Source organism: Ruegeria sp. N11, assembly GCF_056531525.1.
The window spans coordinates 63,586-80,827 of the sequence record NZ_JBQFLX010000018.1; the positions used below are offsets into that span (position 1 = coordinate 63,586).

General features: G+C 59.6%; 16 protein-coding genes. 6 read left to right on the top strand and 10 right to left on the bottom strand.

The annotated features are described in order from the left end of the window. Positions 1-96: 96 nt before the first annotated feature. The 6 genes from cueR to ACR0J8_RS18225 form a co-directional block, all read right to left on the bottom strand. Positions 97-486 carry a Cu(I)-responsive transcriptional regulator gene (cueR, locus tag ACR0J8_RS18200; RefSeq protein WP_480523746.1) on the bottom strand — a complete coding sequence of 130 codons (390 nt, stop codon included), beginning with the start codon at positions 484-486 and terminating at the stop codon, positions 97-99. Then, positions 483-2,963, bottom strand: a complete 2,481-nt coding sequence (locus tag ACR0J8_RS18205; protein ID WP_480891528.1) for a heavy metal translocating P-type ATPase — start codon at positions 2,961-2,963, stop codon at positions 483-485. The genes cueR and ACR0J8_RS18205 overlap by 4 nt, the downstream gene beginning before the upstream one ends. An 88-nt stretch (positions 2,964-3,051) precedes the next feature. Beyond that, on the bottom strand, positions 3,052-3,810 hold the full coding sequence (locus ACR0J8_RS18210; protein ID WP_480523742.1) for an SDR family NAD(P)-dependent oxidoreductase: 759 nt from the start codon (positions 3,808-3,810) through the stop codon (positions 3,052-3,054). Further along, entirely contained in the window at positions 3,807-4,739 is a 933-nt protein-coding gene (locus tag ACR0J8_RS18215) for an SDR family oxidoreductase (protein ID WP_480523740.1), read from the bottom strand. Before ACR0J8_RS18215 ends, ACR0J8_RS18210 begins: the two co-directional genes overlap by 4 nt. Next, positions 4,736-5,638, bottom strand: a complete 903-nt coding sequence (locus ACR0J8_RS18220; RefSeq protein WP_480523738.1) for a bile acid:sodium symporter family protein — start codon at positions 5,636-5,638, stop codon at positions 4,736-4,738. Before ACR0J8_RS18220 ends, ACR0J8_RS18215 begins: the two co-directional genes overlap by 4 nt. After that, positions 5,635-6,951 carry a flavin-containing monooxygenase gene (locus ACR0J8_RS18225; RefSeq protein ID WP_480891532.1) on the bottom strand — a complete coding sequence of 439 codons (1,317 nt, stop codon included), beginning with the start codon at positions 6,949-6,951 and terminating at the stop codon, positions 5,635-5,637. Before ACR0J8_RS18225 ends, ACR0J8_RS18220 begins: the two co-directional genes overlap by 4 nt. Positions 6,952-7,015: 64 nt before the next feature. Between ACR0J8_RS18225 and ACR0J8_RS18230 the strand changes: the two genes are divergently transcribed. Continuing rightward, complete coding sequence (locus ACR0J8_RS18230) at positions 7,016-7,678, top strand: TetR/AcrR family transcriptional regulator (protein WP_480523734.1); 663 nt, start codon at positions 7,016-7,018, stop codon at positions 7,676-7,678. Between the two features lie 226 nt (positions 7,679-7,904). On the opposite strand, the gene ACR0J8_RS18235 is transcribed toward ACR0J8_RS18230, so the two are convergent. Together ACR0J8_RS18235 and ACR0J8_RS18240 are read right to left on the bottom strand one after the other, a co-directional pair. After that, positions 7,905-8,525, bottom strand: a complete 621-nt coding sequence (locus ACR0J8_RS18235) for a pyridoxamine 5'-phosphate oxidase family protein (protein WP_480523732.1) — start codon at positions 8,523-8,525, stop codon at positions 7,905-7,907. 11 nt (positions 8,526-8,536) lie between these two features. Continuing rightward, positions 8,537-9,001, bottom strand: coding sequence for a nuclear transport factor 2 family protein (locus ACR0J8_RS18240; RefSeq protein ID WP_480523731.1), 465 nt, complete (start codon positions 8,999-9,001; stop codon positions 8,537-8,539). 300 nt (positions 9,002-9,301) lie between these two features. Between ACR0J8_RS18240 and ACR0J8_RS18245 the strand changes: the two genes are divergently transcribed. Next, positions 9,302-9,865 carry a TetR family transcriptional regulator gene (locus ACR0J8_RS18245; RefSeq protein WP_170682180.1) on the top strand — a complete coding sequence of 188 codons (564 nt, stop codon included), beginning with the start codon at positions 9,302-9,304 and terminating at the stop codon, positions 9,863-9,865. 139 nt (positions 9,866-10,004) lie between these two features. Continuing rightward, the gene (locus tag ACR0J8_RS18250) at positions 10,005-11,162 is read left to right on the top strand and encodes an acyl-CoA dehydrogenase family protein (protein ID WP_170682179.1); all 1,158 of its coding nucleotides are present in this window, start codon (positions 10,005-10,007) and stop codon (positions 11,160-11,162) included. A gap of 103 nt (positions 11,163-11,265) precedes the next feature. Here ACR0J8_RS18250 and ACR0J8_RS18255 read toward each other — a convergent pair whose 3' ends face one another. Both ACR0J8_RS18255 and ACR0J8_RS18260 read right to left on the bottom strand, forming a co-directional pair. Further along, positions 11,266-11,790 carry a GNAT family N-acetyltransferase gene (locus ACR0J8_RS18255; protein WP_480523728.1) on the bottom strand — a complete coding sequence of 175 codons (525 nt, stop codon included), beginning with the start codon at positions 11,788-11,790 and terminating at the stop codon, positions 11,266-11,268. A gap of 30 nt (positions 11,791-11,820) precedes the next feature. After that, positions 11,821-12,717, bottom strand: a complete 897-nt coding sequence (locus ACR0J8_RS18260) for a LysR substrate-binding domain-containing protein (RefSeq protein WP_480523726.1) — start codon at positions 12,715-12,717, stop codon at positions 11,821-11,823. 97 nt (positions 12,718-12,814) lie between these two features. Here ACR0J8_RS18260 and ACR0J8_RS18265 point away from each other — a divergent pair, with 97 nt between their 5' ends. Genes ACR0J8_RS18265 through ACR0J8_RS18275 form a run of 3 tightly spaced genes read left to right on the top strand, consistent with a single transcriptional unit; the run spans position 12,815 to position 17,227 of the window. Further along, positions 12,815-13,981 carry a pyridoxal phosphate-dependent aminotransferase gene (locus ACR0J8_RS18265; RefSeq protein WP_480523724.1) on the top strand — a complete coding sequence of 389 codons (1,167 nt, stop codon included), beginning with the start codon at positions 12,815-12,817 and terminating at the stop codon, positions 13,979-13,981. Positions 13,982-14,003: 22 nt separating this feature from the next. Continuing rightward, positions 14,004-16,196: a dehydrogenase E1 component subunit alpha/beta gene (locus ACR0J8_RS18270; RefSeq protein ID WP_480523723.1), complete on the top strand. Its 2,193-nt coding sequence runs from the start codon at positions 14,004-14,006 to the stop codon at positions 16,194-16,196. Continuing rightward, positions 16,193-17,227, top strand: coding sequence for an ACP S-malonyltransferase (locus ACR0J8_RS18275; protein WP_480891540.1), 1,035 nt, complete (start codon positions 16,193-16,195; stop codon positions 17,225-17,227). The genes ACR0J8_RS18270 and ACR0J8_RS18275 overlap by 4 nt, the downstream gene beginning before the upstream one ends. Positions 17,228-17,242 lie beyond the last annotated feature (15 nt).

Below are 17,242 nucleotides of genomic sequence, written 5' to 3' on the forward strand. Positions count from 1 at the left end.
TGATCCTCCCAGCTGTCCGGCCCTGCATCCGTCTGGTGGCGGGCCGGAATGTTCAGCAGAGACAAAGCAAAGCTGCGGGCAAAGGGCAACCCCGTGTCAGCTTTTGCGGCTCAGATCGCTGAGGATTGGACAGTCGGGCCGATTGTCTCCGGCGCAGGCATCAATCAGGTGGCTTAGCGTGTCACGCATGGCGTTGAGATCCGCAATCTTGATTTCGATCTGCGCCAGGTGATCGCGCGCGACCTTTTTGACATCAGCACTGGCGCGGGTCTCATCTTCGTAAAGGGCCAGCAGCGTCCTGCAATCGCCGATCGTAAAGCCCAATGCACGGGCGCGACCAAGAAAGATCAGCTTGTGCACGTCCTGTTCGCGAAACCTGCGATAGCCGTTGTCATCACGCATGGGCCTGATCAGTCCGATATCCTCGTAGTACCGGATGGTTTTGGCGGGCAGACCGGTCTGGCTGGCAATGTCTCCGATATTCATGGTGTCACCGATTGGGCTGTTGGGATTGCAGAGGGTACGGGCGCGCTGACGCTCACCCGCCGCAAACGCAGTGCGTTGGTCACAACAAAGACGCTGGACAAGGCCATCGCCCCCGCCGCGAGCGCAGGGGACAGCAGCGGCCCGCCAAACGGAAACAAAACACCCGCGGCGACGGGGATCAGCAGCGTGTTGTAGCCAAAGGCCCAGCCGAGGTTCTGGCGGATGTTGCGCATAGTCCGGCGGCTGATTTCCAAGGCGTTCACGACGCCCCGCAGATCGCCGGAAATCAAAACGACGTCTGCCGTCTCGATTGCCACATCCGTTCCCGTACCAATGGCAAGGCCGATATCTGCAGCAGCCAGCGCCGGCGCATCGTTGATCCCGTCGCCAACAAAGGCCACCACGCCAAGACTGTCCTGCAGTTCGGTGATCGCGGAAAGTTTACCATCGGGCAGAACATCGGCCACGACATGGTCAATGCCCAACTCATCGGCCAGCGCCTGCGCGGTGCGGGCGTTGTCGCCTGTGATCATTGCAAGGTTCAGCCCCATATCGCGAAGCTGCGCCAACGCTTCTTTTGTTCCCGGCTTGACCGGATCGGATACGGCAAGCATGGCCGCTGCCGCGCCGTCAATGGCAACATACAAGGGCGTGGCCCCCGATGCCGCGCGCCTGTCCGCCTCGGCCCTCAGATCGTCAATGTCTATTCCGTTTTGCATCATCAGCTTCGCTGAGCCGATCATGACGTCCTGTCCTTCGACCTCGGCGCGTACGCCAAGCCCGGTCATCGATTCAAACCCGGACAGCTCAGGCAAATCCGATGGACCGGCCCTTGTGATCGCGGTGGCAATTGGATGTTCGGACCGTGCCTCAAGCGCGGCGGCAAGGCGCAGCATTTTTTTCGGGTCAAATCCGTTGGCCGGGATAATGCCGTCAAGCTCGGGCCGGCCCAACGTCAAGGTTCCGGTTTTGTCAAAAGCGATGACCTGCGCCTGCTGCAATTGCTGCAGAGCATCACCTTTGCGGAACAGAACACCCAATTCGGCCGCGCGCCCGGTGCCGACCTTGATTGAGGTCGGCGTTGCCAGCCCCATCGCGCAGGGGCAGGCTATGATCAGCACCGAAACGCCCGCAACCAGCGCCAGGGGCAGTGCGGGTTCGGGGCCGAAAACAAGCCATAGCATGATTGTCAGAACTGCCACCGCAATGACCACAGGAACGAAATAATAGGTTATGCGGTCGACAAGACCCTGAATCGGCAGTTTCGCGCCCTGCGCCTTTTCAACCATCTGTATGACCTGGGCCAGCACGGTGTCCGCCCCCACGCGTATGGCGCGGACGCGCAGCGCACCGGTGCCGTTGACCGTGCCGCCCACCACGGTGTCTCCGGCGGATTTCCCGACCGGCACCGGTTCGCCGGTGATCATGCTTTCGTCCAGATACGACGTGCCGTCCAGCACTTCGGCGTCCACCGGAACGCGCTCGCCCGGGCGGATTTGCAGGATGTCGTCCACCACAATGTCTGCGACGGGCAGGTCTGCGACCATGCCGTCCCTTTCAACCCGCGCCGTTTTGGGCTGCAATCCAATCAGCCTGCGGATCGCGGCACCTGTTCGACCCTTGGCGCGCGCTTCCAGCAGGCGTCCCAAAAGGATCAGCACGATGATGACGGCGGCCGCTTCGAAATAAACATTCGCCGTTCCTTGCGGCAGTATTCCGGGCGCAAAGGTGGCGATGACTGAATAAAGAAAAGCCGCGCCTGTGCCGAGAGCGACCAGCGCATTCATATCGGGCGCGCCACGTAGCAGGGATGGGACGCCTTTTGCATAAAAGACACGACCGGGGCCAACCAGCAGAACCGCGGTCAGAAGAAACTGGATCATGTGGCTGGTTTGCGCGCCGATATTTGCCTGCACCCAATGATGGAAGGCAGGGACCATGTGCCCGCCCATCTCAAGCACAAAAACCGGTAATGCCAGAACCGCCGCCAGCAGGGTCGAGCGAAGGAGGACGTTCAACTCGTCCGATTTATCGGCGGGCTTGGGATCAGGCGCATTCCCCTGGTCGACATGCGCGGTATACCCGATTCCGTCCGACACCTGCGCCAGTGCCTCGGGGGTCGTCGTCCCTTCGAGGTACGAGACCAGTGCTGTCTGGGTCGCCAGGTTGACCTGCGCATCAATGACACCGGGGCTGGCCAGTAAGGCCCGTTCAATCCGGGACACGCATGAAGCGCAACTCATCCCCTCGATTCTCAGCGTCGCTTGCTGGGTTGCCGCAGGGTATCCAACGCTAACCAACGCCTGAACCAGCGGTGCCAAGGGGCCTTCGATTGAAACCTGTGCCGTTTCCGTTGCGAAATTGACAGAAGCGTCAGTGACGCCGGAAACACCCCGCAGCGCCGCTTCCACACGTCCGACACAGGAAGCGCATCCCATGCCCGTGATCCTGAGTTGCAGTGTTTTCAGTTCAGCCATCAGACTCGTCCCGACATAAGTTCTTCCCTGCACATGGGGGTTCCAGTCACGGGAAGGTCAAGGGGTTCGACTGGTTTTTTGTCCGAATTCAGGATCCGCGTATGTTCCGTTCCATCAGTCGCTGATACAGGCGCGGCGACAAACTGTTGAGCCACCACGCAATGCGCGCAACACGCCCGACCGGGATCATGGGCTTGGACCTGTCCAACCCCCGCAGGATGACCTCGGCGGCTTTTTCGGGGCTCATGGCGTCCATTTCATCGGATGCCGAGCCGGGACGTGCCATTCCATCTGCCTGCGTTTCGGCATTGCCGGGATTGGTGGAAACAAAGGACGGCGCGGCAATATGCACTCTGACGCGGTGCGGCCCCTCTTCGGATCGAAGCGATTTGAAAAACCCTTCAAGCGCATGTTTCGAGGCAGCATAGGCCGTCCGGTGATAAAGCGGCGCGAAGCCTGCGACCGACGAGATCGCCAGATGCGTGCCCTGCGTTCTGCGAAGCTCCGGAAGAAACGCGCGCGCCATTGCGACGGCGGCGAAATAGTTGATCTCGAACAGTTTGCGATGGCTGGTGTCGTCGGAAACGTCAAACCCGCGAATCTGGGTGACACCAGCATTGTAGATGACCAGATCGATGCCATCGCTGGATGTGATGGTCTCGAGGACCGCTTCCTGCAACTGCTCGGGTTTCGTCAGGTCGCACCCGATCGGAAGCTGTGTTGGGGTCGCCGTAAGATCTGACACATTCAGATCCAACAGGACAACACGCCAGCCCCGCCGCTGAAGCCCCGCCGACAAGGCCCGGCCCAGCCCACCTGCGCCGCCGGATATCACCGCCGTTTTCATAGCCCCGCCCATCCTTTCCACAGCGCGAATACCTCGGCGCTGGACTTTTCCGGGGTGTATCCGAAATTGGTTTTCAGCGCAGTGTTGTCCAGCACCGGCCGGTATTGCAGAAATCGCACCTGTTCCGGTCCGTATCGCGACAGGCCAAGGGGGCGGGCAAGGCTCAGGGCTGATCGGATCACCCACGCAGGCAGGCGCAAAACAGGTTTGTTCATGAGGTGCGCCAGTTCCGTTATTCCCAGCGCTCCGTCGCCGGCCACGTTGAAGATACCGGCCGGTCCATCTGTCGCCGCACGTTTCAGTATACGCGCCAGATCGCGGGTCCAGATGAAGACAAAGGGACTGTCGCTGCCGGAAACCGCCAGCAGTCGTGGTTTGTGAAACAGCGCCGTAATCTGATTGTCCGTGCCTTCCCCCAGTACAGTGCCCACGCGCAGGACCACCTGCTCAAGCTGCGGCGCACGTTGACGGGCCTCGGCCAGCATCTCCTCGACCTGCCGTTTGTGGTCGGCATAGGGAAATTCGGCATTGCCACGCAGCGGATCCTTTTCGCGTAGCGGGACGCGGTTGTCCGGGTGATAGCCGTAGGCAGCGCCCGACGACGTGACGACCAGCCGCCGAACGCCATTGGAAATTGCAGCGTTCAACACGTTTCTTGTGCCGGTGACATCCACCTCAAACGCTTTCTGGCGGCCCAGTCCGGGCGGTGGTGTCACAATCGAGGCCAGGTGAACGATGACTTCCGGCTTCACCTTCGCGATCACACGGGCCGCTTCGTCAGTGGTCACGTCCAGATGCAGAAACGCGATGTCTTCGGGCAGGTCGGACGGTCGGTTCAGGTCTGTGGCAAATACAGCAAAGTCTTTGACTTCGGCCAGAAGGGCGCGCCCGACTGTTCCGGCAGCGCCGGTAATTAGGATGCGGGTCATCGCGCTGCCTCGGTCCGAGCCATTGCCGTTGCCAGCGCAATCCCCGAGATCGCGTGCCAGATGCCCCAGAAGGCTGCCACAACGGCCATGCCGCCCAATCCGTTGAAGAACGCGAATATCAGGACCAGCCCGAGGCCGGAATTCTGAATACCGGTTTCGATCGTTATGGCACGGCGGTCATAGGGGGACAGCCGGGTCAGAGTGGCCACAACCCAACCGCCCCCCAAAGCCAGCGCGTTGTGAATGATCACAAGCCCGGCGACGGCTCCGGCAAAGCCCAGGAAAAAGTCCCAGTTGGCCGCCAGAGCAAGAATGATGAACGCAACGAAGATGCCCATGGACAGGTACTGCAGCGGTGTCCGCAACCGCGCGGTCAGATCCGGCCGGCGCTGGTTCAGCACCATGCCAAGCACCAGAGGCAGGATCAGCATCAGCCCCACGATGATCGCAATCTGCCAGGGGTCGATTGCCGTTCTTTGAAGGATTTCCCGGGTCGGTGGATAAAGCCCGCCCCAAAACGCAATGTTGAACGGGGTCATTGCGATTGCCCCGATCGTGGCGAATGCAGTCATCGATACGGACAGGGCGGCATTGCCGCCAGCACGATGCGTTATGAAGTTAGAAATATTGCCGCCGGGGCAGGCTGCGACAAGGATCAACCCCAGAGCAATCGAAGGACGCGGGGCCGCCAGCCAGACCAGTACAAACGTCAGCGCAGGCAGCACTACGAATTGAGAGGTCAGCCCCACGATCACGGGCTTGGGCGCCCGGCGCAGGCGGTTGAAATCCTGCGGGGTCAGGTCGATGGCAATCGAAAACATCACGATCGCAAGAATGCCGTTCAGCAATGTCAGTGAGGCCGGGGTGAAGTTCAGGGTGATCTCATCGATGCCGGTCATGGGGCGGCTTTCCTAAACTTGTCAATCCAGCCGGTGACCGCTTTGCGGTAGGTCGCCTTGTCCACGTAATACGCCATGCGGGCGAGGTTGAGGTAGTTCATGCCCCCGGTGGCGCGCTCATAGGATTTTTGTTTTGTGGCCTTCAGTTCGGCCGCCGCGGTGCAGCCGCTCTGAATACCTTTTATATAGCGCGCCACCATCTCGGCTTGCTCGTGGCGTCCCTGCCAGCCCAGACCGGTCGCTTCGATCATCCCCAGAACAAACAGGTCGTCGCGGTCCGGGTGCATGGAGTTGAGGAAAAGATGCGGCGCATCGCCCTGCCAGTTCAGCAGATCTGGGTCGATGAACGGGTAATGCAGTTTGTACCCGGTCGCGGCGAGGATCATATCATAGTCTTCGCTGCCGCCATCTGTGAAATGCACCGTTTTACCGTCGACCTGCTGAATGTCGGGCCGAACGCGCAGATCTCCGTGACCCGCGTGGTACAGCACCAGTGAGTTCACGATAGGATGGCTCTCGTACAGTCTGTAGTCCGGTTTGGGAAAGCCGTATTTCTGCGGATCCCCGATGAACCACCCAAGGATCAGGCTGTCGATATTGCGCTTCAGCCACATGGGCAGGCGGATCATTCCGCCCATCGTATCAGCTGGCTTCCCAAACACGTATTTTGGAACGAAATAGTACCCGCGCCGCATCGACAGATCGCAGCGCACGGCATGGTGAATGGCGTCCACCGCAATGTCGCAACCCGAGTTTCCTGCGCCCACGATCAGCACGCGTTTGCCATCGAACTGTTTGGGATACCGGTATTGCGAGGCGTGGATCAGTTCACCTTCAAAAGTGCCTGCGAACTGCGGCATGTTAGGTTCGGACAGGGTGCCGTTGGCGATCAGAACACCGGCAAACTCGGCCTCATGTTCCCCGTCCTGATCCCGCCAGCAAACGCGCCAGCCATCGCCGGGTGCGCCCAACGGCCTGGCTTTCGTTACCTCGGCATTGAATGTGAAGAACTTGCGCAGATCGAAGTGATCAGCAAAGGCGCGAAAATAATCCCGCATTGCCCGATGCGACGGATATTCGGCGACCCCATCCTCCATTGGGAAGTCGGTGAATTCCGTCATCCGTTTTGACGAGATCAGGTGGGCAGTCTCATACATGGTTGATCTGGGGGCATCAATGTCCCACAGACCACCGACATCCGAATGCAGCTCGAACCCCTGAAATGGAATACCTTGCTCCTTTAGCACCTTGGCCGCAGCCAGCCCCATCGGGCCCGCCCCGATGAGGGCGAATGCCTCGCGCTTTTCTGACATGAACTCTCCCCTGTTCGCACGGCTTAAGTTGAACGATCGTACAAAATAAGGCAAGATGATTTTCATGACCGCCAAAGTGACTGAAATAAAACGACAAAGAGCACCATCGAAACGATCGCTGCAGACCCGGGCGCGCATTCTGGACGCGGCCGAGGCGCTGTTTGCCGATCGCGGATTCGAAGGGGCGTCGATCAGGGACATCGCGGCCAAAGCCGGTGTGCAAGTCGGGTTGGTGCATCACCACGGGGGCGGCAAGGAAGAGTTGTTTCACAAGACCGTTGCGCGTCGCGCGGATGAACTGGCCCAGATCCGGCTGGACGCCCTGAACGCGTTGAAAGAAGCTGGTCAGCCAACACTGCGCGGTGTTCTGGACTGCTTCATTCGCCCTTACATTACGTTAGCCGAAACGGGCGGAGCGGGATGGATGGCCTATGGGCGTCTGGTGGCACATGTGTCTGTGGACCCGCGCTGGCGCGCCATCGCGGCGGAATGCTTCGACCCAACGGCGCGGCGTTTCATTGCGGAAATCGCGGCGCTGTACCCGAAGGTCGATGCCGCTTTGCTGGCCAGCGGGCAGGTGTATTCGGTGTCCGCAGTTCTGGCGCATCTCAACAGTGCATGGCGGGTGGATGCCTTGTCAGAAGGCGGACAACTTGCCGGGACCGACGAACTGATCGATTTTTGCGCGGCAGGGATCGAAGCGCTTGTTCGATCCGCAAACCCCTAGACGGTTTGGCATTACCTGGTTTCAAACTGTATCAGCAGAAGCGAATTATACGCCGCGGGCGGAGACGTTCGAACCGCTTCGGGCGAGGCAAAGAACCCAAACGAAATCACTGCCAGTGAAAAAACGATGCCAGCTAACAGCGCGCTGGCTAAATTCATTGTTGATCGCATCATTCGGGTAATTCCTTGTTCTAATTCAAGGGTAAGGAGCGTTGTTGACGCCGTGTTCAGGATCGCCCTGCCAATTGCTGCCTGAGCTTTTCGTTTTCGGCCTGAAGCTGCGCCAGTTGCTGGCCAAGCGAATTCAGGTGAGGCCGAAGCTCGGCCTCGGTGAAACGAGGGGTGATGTGGCGGGGGCAGTTCCAGTCCAAGGCCTCGACCTTGATGATCACTGCGCGCTCGGCGGGGGCTTCGGCGTTGTCAGGGTAAAGCCTGGCGGCTGCGGCTTCGCCTTCGGTGAATTCGACCCGTCCCAGAATCTTCAGACGGCGCTGATTGGCATAATCCATCAGGATCAGGGCAATCCGGTCGTTGCCGTCCAAATTCCCGCGTGAAATGTACTGTTTGTTGCCTGAAAAATCAGCGTATCCAAGGGTTTGCGGCCCAAGCACTTTCAGGAACCCGACCGGACCGCCGCGGAATTGAACATAGGGCCAACCGGTCTCGGATACAGTGGACTGATAAAAGCTGTCGCGGGCCTGAATGAATGCCTTTTCAGCCTCTCCGATCAGGTGTCCTTTTTGCGGACCGCCGTCCAGGAACTTGGCATAGCTTCGCGCCGAACCCATCCTCTCCTGATGGGCGCGAACGGCGGGGGTGAAGGTCAGTTCGGAAAACGCGCGTGGCATGGGCTGTCCTTTCAAAGACCCAGATCAGACAGGCCGGGATGGTCGTCGGGGCGCTGTCCTGCGGGCCAGTGGAACATGCGTTGTTCTGCGGTGATCGGCAGATCATTCAGCGACGTGTGGCGCGAAGCCATTCGGCCGTCTTCAGCAAATTCCCAGTTTTCGTTGCCATATGACCGGAACCACTGACCGCTGTCGTTTTGCCATTCATAAGCATACCGTACGGCGATGCGATTGTCGCGATAGGCCCATAATTCCTTGATCAAGCGGTAATCAAGCTCCTTGGCCCATTTTCGTGTCAGAAACGCGTGAATCTCGGCGTGCCCGCTCAGGAACTCGGCGCGGTTTCTCCAGCGGCTGTCTTCCGTGTAGGCGGGCGTTACGACGTCCGGGTCGCGGCTGTTCCAGGCGTTTTCCGCCATGCGCACTTTCCGGGTGGCCGTTTCATGCGTGAAGGGCGGCGAAGGGGGGCGGTTCATATTTCAGGCTTTCAGGTTAAGGCGGCAGTGATCAGCGCCAGAGTCAGAAGAAACGGAACGTATTGCGGTGAAAATAGACTGGCACGACGTCGCATCGGTAAATTCCTTTAGTGTACAGATCGGTAAATCTTGATGATAAGATGTACAGATCGGTACACTTTTTCAAGTCCTTTTTTCGAGAATATTCGATGTCATTCTCCTGACTTGAAAAATAGCATTATAAAACAATGCAGTAATTGTTATCATTGAAGGTGCTTTGAAAAGTGTATATGTACTGATCAGTACAATCCGGAGCTAAGAATGCGCCCCAACAAACGTGATGAGCTTGTCCGCAAGGCCTTGGAGGTTTTCTACAGGGACGGTTTTCATGCCACCGGAATGGACAAGCTGGTGGTTGAAACAGGCGTATCCAAAACATCGATGTACAAGCATTTCCGCACCAAGGAGGAGTTGATCCTTGCGGCATTGCGCCTGCGAGATGAAAACTTCCGAAACTGGTTCGTCCGAAGGATTGAAGACCTTTCCGAAACGCCCGCCGGTCAGCTGATCGCCAGTTTCGATGTGCTGAAGGAATGGTTCGAGGAAGACAAGTACCGCGGCTGCATGTTCATCAAGGCCGGGGCTGAGTACCAGGAAAAAGACCACCCGATCCACGTTCAGGCGGCCGAGCACAAGCGGTTGCTTCTGGACTACATGACCGATCTGTGCCGCAAGGCCGGGGTTCGTGATCCTGAAAGTCTGGGGTGCCAGCTGCTGCTTTTGCAGGAGGGCGCGATTGTGACGGCGGTTCTTCTGAAAAAATGCGACCCTGCGCAGGATGCAAAGGAGGCGGCGCAGGTTCTGCTGGACCACGCGCTGACATGACCGGATTTGATGAGAAGGTCAGACACCAGACCGCGCAAAGGAACGTCGCGTAGCAAGGGTTGAGAACGCGGCGTCACCCGGATTGGAAGAATCCGGGGCCGGGGATAGCATCGGACTATCAAAGACCGGAGAATACGATATGTCGCTTTTCACTTCGACCGCCGCATGGGTCACCGACGAACACCGGATGTTTGCCGAAATGGCCGGCCGGTTCATGGATGACGAGCTTGTCCCGAGCATTGATCGCTGGGTCGATCAGGGGATCGTTGATCGCGCGTTCTGGACGAAAGCGGGCGAAACCGGTTTGATGGCGGGCTCGATTGACGAGGCTTACGGCGGCGTCGGCGGCGGCATGGGGTTCGACTCGGTCACGCTGTACGAACAGGCTTCACGAGGCGATGCCGGATGGGGATTTGGGATTCAGTCCATCGTAACCCATTACATCACCACCTATGGCAGCGAAGATCAGAAACAGAAATGGCTGCCAAAACTGGCCAGCGGCGAGATGGTCGGCGCCATTGCCATGACCGAGCCGGGAACCGGGTCAGACCTGCAGGCAGTGCGAACCACGGCCGAGAAGGATGGTAATTCCTACCGGATCAACGGATCCAAGATATTCATCACCAATGGCCAGACCGCCGATCTTGTCATTGTGGTGGCCAAGACCGACAAATCGCAGGGGTCCAAGGGGGTGTCCCTGATTGCTGTCGAAACCGACGGCGCGGAAGGGTTTCGTCGGGGCCGCAACCTGAAGAAACTGGGTATGAAGGCGAACGACACGGCCGAGCTGTTTTTTGAAGACGTCAAGGTTCCGATGACGAACCTGATCGGCCCGGAAGAGGGGCAGGGCTTTTATCAGTTGATGAAGCAGCTGCCCTGGGAGCGTCTGACCATTGGCATCATGGCACTGGGCGCGATCGACTTCGCCATCGCAGAAACGGTGAAATACACGCAGGAACGAAAAGCCTTTGGCCAGCGCGTGATGGATTTTCAGAACACGCGATTCAAGCTGGCCGAATGCAAGACCAAGGCCGAAGTTCTGCGCAGCTTTGTGAATGACTGTATCGGAAAGCTTGAAGCGAGCGAACTGGATGCGGCCACGGCGTCAATGGTGAAGTACTGGGGCTCCGAGGTTCAGAACGAGGTCATGCATGAATGCCTGCAACTGTTCGGTGGATACGGGTTTATGATGGAGTATCCGATTGCCCGCCTTTATGCGGATGCGCGGGTTCAGATGATCTACGGCGGGACAAATGAGGTGATGAAGGAACTCATCGCCCGTTCACTGGACGTCTGAATCCGGAACGCTCCCGCCAGTCGTCAATGTTCCTTGCGGAACACCTCCTCCTGTTGGGCCGCGCAGCGCGCCGGGGCGCGCTGCGTTCGTGACAGCAGATGGGTCAGCCCCACAAAGTGGGGTTCATCCACGGATCTGGCAGGCGCAGAACGCCAGACGCCTTTGTCTGGTTCCGGTTGATGTGCAGGGACTGCCACGCCGGGGCCCATTCCGTTGGAATGGGATAGGGCGTGGATACCCGGTCTTCCGCAAGAAACCCAAAACGGCTGTAATACTGCGGATCACCAAGCACATAGACCTGCAGATGCCCGAGTGTCTGAAGCTTGCTGATGCCTGCGTTGACCAGCCGTGTGCCGATCCCCTGTCGCTGAAGGTCCGATGAAACGGCAAGCGGCCCCAATAGGGCCCCCGGTGTCGGGTCGTTCTCCGTCCGGCAGGTGGTGAAAAGGACATGGGCCACCAGCCGATCACCGGTAAATCCACCCAATGACAGGATATCCTGTTCCAGCGTCAGAAGTTCCGCGACCAGCAGTGTCAGATCTTCGTCCGGGAACGCATCAGGGTACAATTCCAGAATTTGCGCCCGATCCGATGCGCCCGTTTCGCGAATGGTGATCTTGTCGTCCAATTCGGCCTCCTTTGACAGCGGTCCAGCCGCTTAATCCGGTGGTGTTGCGACCTGCCCCTCAAGCCAGGCGCGGAAAGAAACAAGCGGTGTTGCGGCAGGTCGGTGCTGCGGCCACACCAGGTAATAGTCACCCAGGCTGACCGGCGGACCCTGCCAGGCCAGCGACAGCCTGCCTTTCCTGAGATCCTCGGCAACCAGATAGCTGGGAAGCAGTGCGACACCCAGCCTGTGGATTGTGGCCTGAATCATGGTTGAGAACTGATCGAACATCATTCCGGTCAGGCCTTTGACGGGGTGTCCCTGTATTGCGAACCATTGCTCCCACGCGTCGGGGCGGGTTTCGATATGCAGCAATGGGGCCGACGTCAGCCATTCTATACTGTCCTGACTCTTCGGCAGAAGATCCGGGGCGCAGACAGGCAGAATATCTTCCCGCATGATGGGCAGGTAATTGACGCCGGGCCAGTCACGTTGTCCGAAATGGATGGCGGCATCGAAATGCTCGGTCTGGAAGTCAAACGGTCTGAGGCGGGTATTCAGGTTCACGGTCACTTCGGGGTGGCGGCGTGCAAAATCCTGAAGCCGGGGGGCCAGCCAATGCATGCCAAACGCAGGCAGAATGGACAGGCTCAGCGATCCGCCTGTCGGGTTTGCCTTGAGTTTGAGAGAGGCCTGCGCAAGCTGGTGCAGTGCGGTTCGGGCAATCTGGACATATTCCTTTGCCGCCGGTGTCAGATGCAGGCGCATCTGGGTGCGCTGGATCAGTTCGACCCCCAGCTGCTCCTCCATGGTCTTGAGCTGACGGCTGATCGCACTTTGCGTCAGAGACAGTTCCTCGGCCGCTGCCGAGGCGCTGCCGAGACGATCAACCGCTTCCAGCGCCAGCAACGACGGGATCGAAGGCAGAAAGCGTCGGGGCGCAATCATATAACGAATCCTCATACCTTTCGGATGGAATATCACTGGCATTGCGAAGGCGCTAGCCCGATACAGGGCAGGCTGATGGGTAACGGGATTCTGGCATATGGGCAGTCTAGAAACAGTGGCCGAGTTTAACCGGGCCGAGCGGCTCGACGGGATAGAGCTTTCGGAAATCGTTCAGGTCTCCGAACATGCGGCGCGTCTTCGGGCCGAGGGCGTGGATGTGATCGCGCTCAGCACCGGAGAACCCGACTTTCCAACGCCGCCGCACGTGGTCGAGGCCGCGCATCTTGCTGCTGTTCAGGGTCAGACGCGATACCCGGCCACGGGGGGAACACCGGCCCTGCGTGCGGCGATTGCAGGCCAAGCGGGGGTCGGGCCCGCGAATGTCATCGTGTCGACAGGTGCCAAGCAGGTTTTGTCCGGAGCGCTGATGGCGACCCTGAACCCGGGCGACGAAGTTATCACCGCGGCCCCGTTCTGGACCAGCTATGCAGACATGGTCAGGCTGGCGAGCGGTGTGCCTGTGGTGCTGGAGTGCCCGAAACAGCAAGATTTCAAACTCTTGCCCGCACAGTTGGAGGCGGCGATCACGCCGCGCACGCGCTGGCTGCTGCTCAATACGCCGTCAAACCCGACGGGAGCAGTCTATTCCAAGGCGGAATTGCAGGCTTTGGGGGCGGTGTTGCAACGTCATCCGCAGGTCTGGGTCATTGCTGACGAGATTTATCAGCATCTGTCCTATGTGCCGTTTTCCCCGTTTGTCGAGGCCTTGCCCGAGCTTGCGCACCGGACGCTGACTGTAAACGGCGTGTCCAAAGCCTATTCGATGACCGGTTGGAGGATCGGTTGGGGTATTGGGCCTGAACCCTTGATCAAGGCGATGATCGCGGTGCAGGGGCAGATCACTTCGGGTGCGTGTTCGGTCGCGCAGGCTGCGGCTTTGGCTGCGATTACCGGACCGCAGGACCTGTTGGCGGACCGGCGCACCGAAATGCAGGCGCGTCGTGATCTGGTGGTCCGTGGTCTGAATGCGGCGGGGATGAAATGTGCGGTACCGGACGGGGCGTTTTATGTGTTCCCCGAAACTCCAAGCAAAATGCCGGTCGATCACGAGTTTTGCCGTTACCTGCTGGAGGAAGTGGGTGTGGCGCTGGTGCCGGGGCGGGCCTTCGGGATGCCGGGGCATCTGCGGCTTTCTTTTGCTTATGCCACCGAAAGCCTGCAACAAGGGCTAAGCCGCATTGCGGCCGCCGTCGAAAAGCTTTGAATTCAAAGACCGGGGAATTGCAATGGACCGCGCCCAGATCGTTCACGACAACTTCCTGACCCGCGTCGCCCGCCGCGACTTGCCCGAAGGCGCGCCGCCCCGTCCGGGGCTGAGCGGGCCCGAGGCTGTCTTGCTCTACCGATCGCAGGTTCTCAGCCGTGCGCTGGACCGGACAAGCCGGGCGATGCAGAAGGCCGGCCAAGGGTTTTATACCATCGGTTCTTCAGGGCACGAAGGCATGGCGGCCGTGGCCCACGCGCTTCGGCCGACCGACATTGCCTTTCTGCACTACCGCGATGCCGCGTTTCAGATTGCGCGGGCTGAACAGGTTCCGGGTCAGCAGATCGCCTGGGATATGCTTCTCAGCTTTGCCTGCTCGAAAGAGGATCCGACGTCAGGCGGCCGGCACAAGGTGCTGGGATCCCGGGCGCTGATGATACCGCCGCAGACCTCGACCATTGCCAGTCATTTGCCCAAGGCCGTGGGAACGGCCTATTCGCTGGGCGCCGCCCGGCGTCATGACCCCGAGCATCGGGACCTTCCCGCAGACGGGATCGCCATGTGTTCCTTCGGTGACGCGTCGGCCAATCACTCGACTGCACAGGGTGCAATCAATACGGCCGGCTGGACCAGCGTGCAGTCAACGCCGCTGCCATTGTTGTTTGTCTGCGAGGACAACGGCATCGGTATTTCAGTGAAGACGCCAAAGGGCTGGATTCAGGCCTCGATGGAGCATCGGCCGGGCATCAAGTACTTTCAGGCCAACGGGCTGGATATATTCGAAACCTATGCCGTGGCACAGGAAGCCGCCGAATATGTCCGGACGCGCCGCAAGCCCGCTTTCCTGCATCTGAAAACGGTTCGTCTTTATGGCCATGCGGGGGCGGATGTGCCGACAACCTATCTCAGCAAATCCGAGGTCGAGGCGGATGAAGCCAACGATCCCTTGCTGCATACCGTTCGCCTGCTGGATCAGGCCGGGGCCATGACGCCGGACGAGGCATTGAAAATCTATAACCAGACCTGCGCCCGTACTGACCGGATCGCCGCCGAGGCCGCGACCCGCCCGCATCTGGCCAGCGCCGAAGACGTTGTGGCCAGCCTGGTCCCACCAAAACGCGTCTGCAAACCCACAAACGGCCCCAGCGCCGGGGCCCGATCCACGACGTTTGGCGGAGATATGCGGGCAATGGATGAACCGCAACCAATGAGCCGCCTGATCAACTGGGCACTGACCGATCTGATGCTGGAACATCGCGAGATCGTCTGCATGGGCGAAGATGTCGGGCGCAAGGGCGGTGTCTATGGCGTGACACAGAAGCTGCAGCAACGGTTCGGACCGGATCGGGTCATCGACACCCTTCTGGACGAGCAATCCATCCTGGGGCTGGCGATCGGAATGGGGCACAACGGGTTCATTCCGATCCCGGAAATTCAGTTCCTCGCCTATCTGCACAACGCCGAGGATCAGATCCGGGGCGAGGCGGCGACTCTGCCGTTTTTCTCGAACGGGCAGTTCTCGAACCCGATGGTTCTGCGGATTGCGGGCCTTGGATACCAGAAAGGCTTTGGGGGGCATTTCCACAACGACAACTCGCTGGCCGTGTTGCGGGACATACCGGGTGTGATCATTGCCTGCCCGTCGAACGGAGCGGATGCGGCGAAAATGTTGCGCGAGTGCGCCCGTCTGGCCCGGGAAGAGCAACGGGTGGTGGTGTTCCTGGAACCCATCGCGCTGTATCCGATGCGGGATCTGCATGCACCGCAGGATGGCGGTTGGATGACGACATATCCTTCGCCTGACCAGAGAATTGCATTGGGGGACGTGGGCGTGCATGGCGAAGGAACCGATCTTGCGATCGTGACCTATGGCAACGGATATTACCTGTCGAGGCAGGCTTTGCCGGATCTGGAGGCCGCAGGGCTGAGCGTGCGTGTCATCGATATGCGCTGGCTGGCCCCCCTGCCGGAAGACGCGTTGCGGCAGGCTACCAAATCGTGCCGGCATGTGTTGATCGTGGATGAATGCCGCAGGACTGGCAGCCAGTCCGAGGCGCTGATGACGTTTTTCCGCGAAGAAAGTGACGCGATACCAACCGCCCGCGTCGTGGCCGAAGATTGTTTCATAGCGACGGGCCCCGCCTATGCCGCGCCGCTGCCGTCCAAAGATGGTATCGTCGCCTCTGCACTGAAGCTGACCGGAGTGCAGCCATGACCCGAACCGCCGTAGTGATTTGCCCCGGACGGGGTACCTATAACAAGCCCGAACTGGGTTATCTGCAGCGACACCATTCGGATCGGATGAACATGTTCGCCGCGTTTGATGCCATTCGCGCCGAAGCGGGCCAGGAAGGTGTCACGGCGCTGGATGGCGCTCAGCGCTATACGGTCGGCAAGTACTCCAGAGGCGATGTGGCCTCACCCCTGATTTATGCGGCGTCGCTTGCGGATGCTCAGTCGCTTTCGGACGATATCGAAATTGTGGCCGTTACCGGCAATTCGATGGGGTGGTATATCGCACTGGCCGCCGCGCGCGCGTTGAGTACGCAAGATGGGTTCCGGGTGGTTAACACGATGGGAACCCTCATGCAGGAACAGCTGATTGGTGGTCAGCTGGTGTATCCGTTTGTGGGTGACGATTGGGTGAACGATCCTGCGCGGAAGGCTGAGTTGCTGGCGGATGTGGCGCGAATTGATGCGTTGAACGGCCACGATCTGGCACTCTCCATTGATCTGGGGGGAATGCTTGTGCTGGCGGGCAACGAAAACGGGCTGAAAGCGTTTGAGCAGTCGCAGCCGGTGGTGCAGGAACGGTTTCCCATGCGACTGGCAAATCACGCGGCGTTCCATACCGGGCTTCAGGCACCGGTTGCAGCCAGGGGCCGTGCCCTGCTTGGCCAGGAACTGTTCGCTCAGCCGGATCTGCCGCTGATCGACGGACGCGGCAAGATCTGGTGGCCCGGTGCAACCGACACAAAGGCGCTTTGGGACTACACGCTGGGGCATCAGGTCACGGAAACCTATGACTTTTCACGTGCAGTGCAGACCGCCGCGCGCGAGTTTGCCCCCGATCTGTTCATTGTCACCGGGCCGGGCGCAACGCTTGGTGGCGCGGTCGCGCAATCACTGGTTCTGGCAAATTGGCAGGGCATGGCCGACAAGGCTGCGTTTCAGGCCCGACAGGAGGCAGAGCCCCTTTTGATTGCCATGGGTCGCGACGATCAGAGAATGCTGGTAACCGGCTGATACACCGATGAGGAC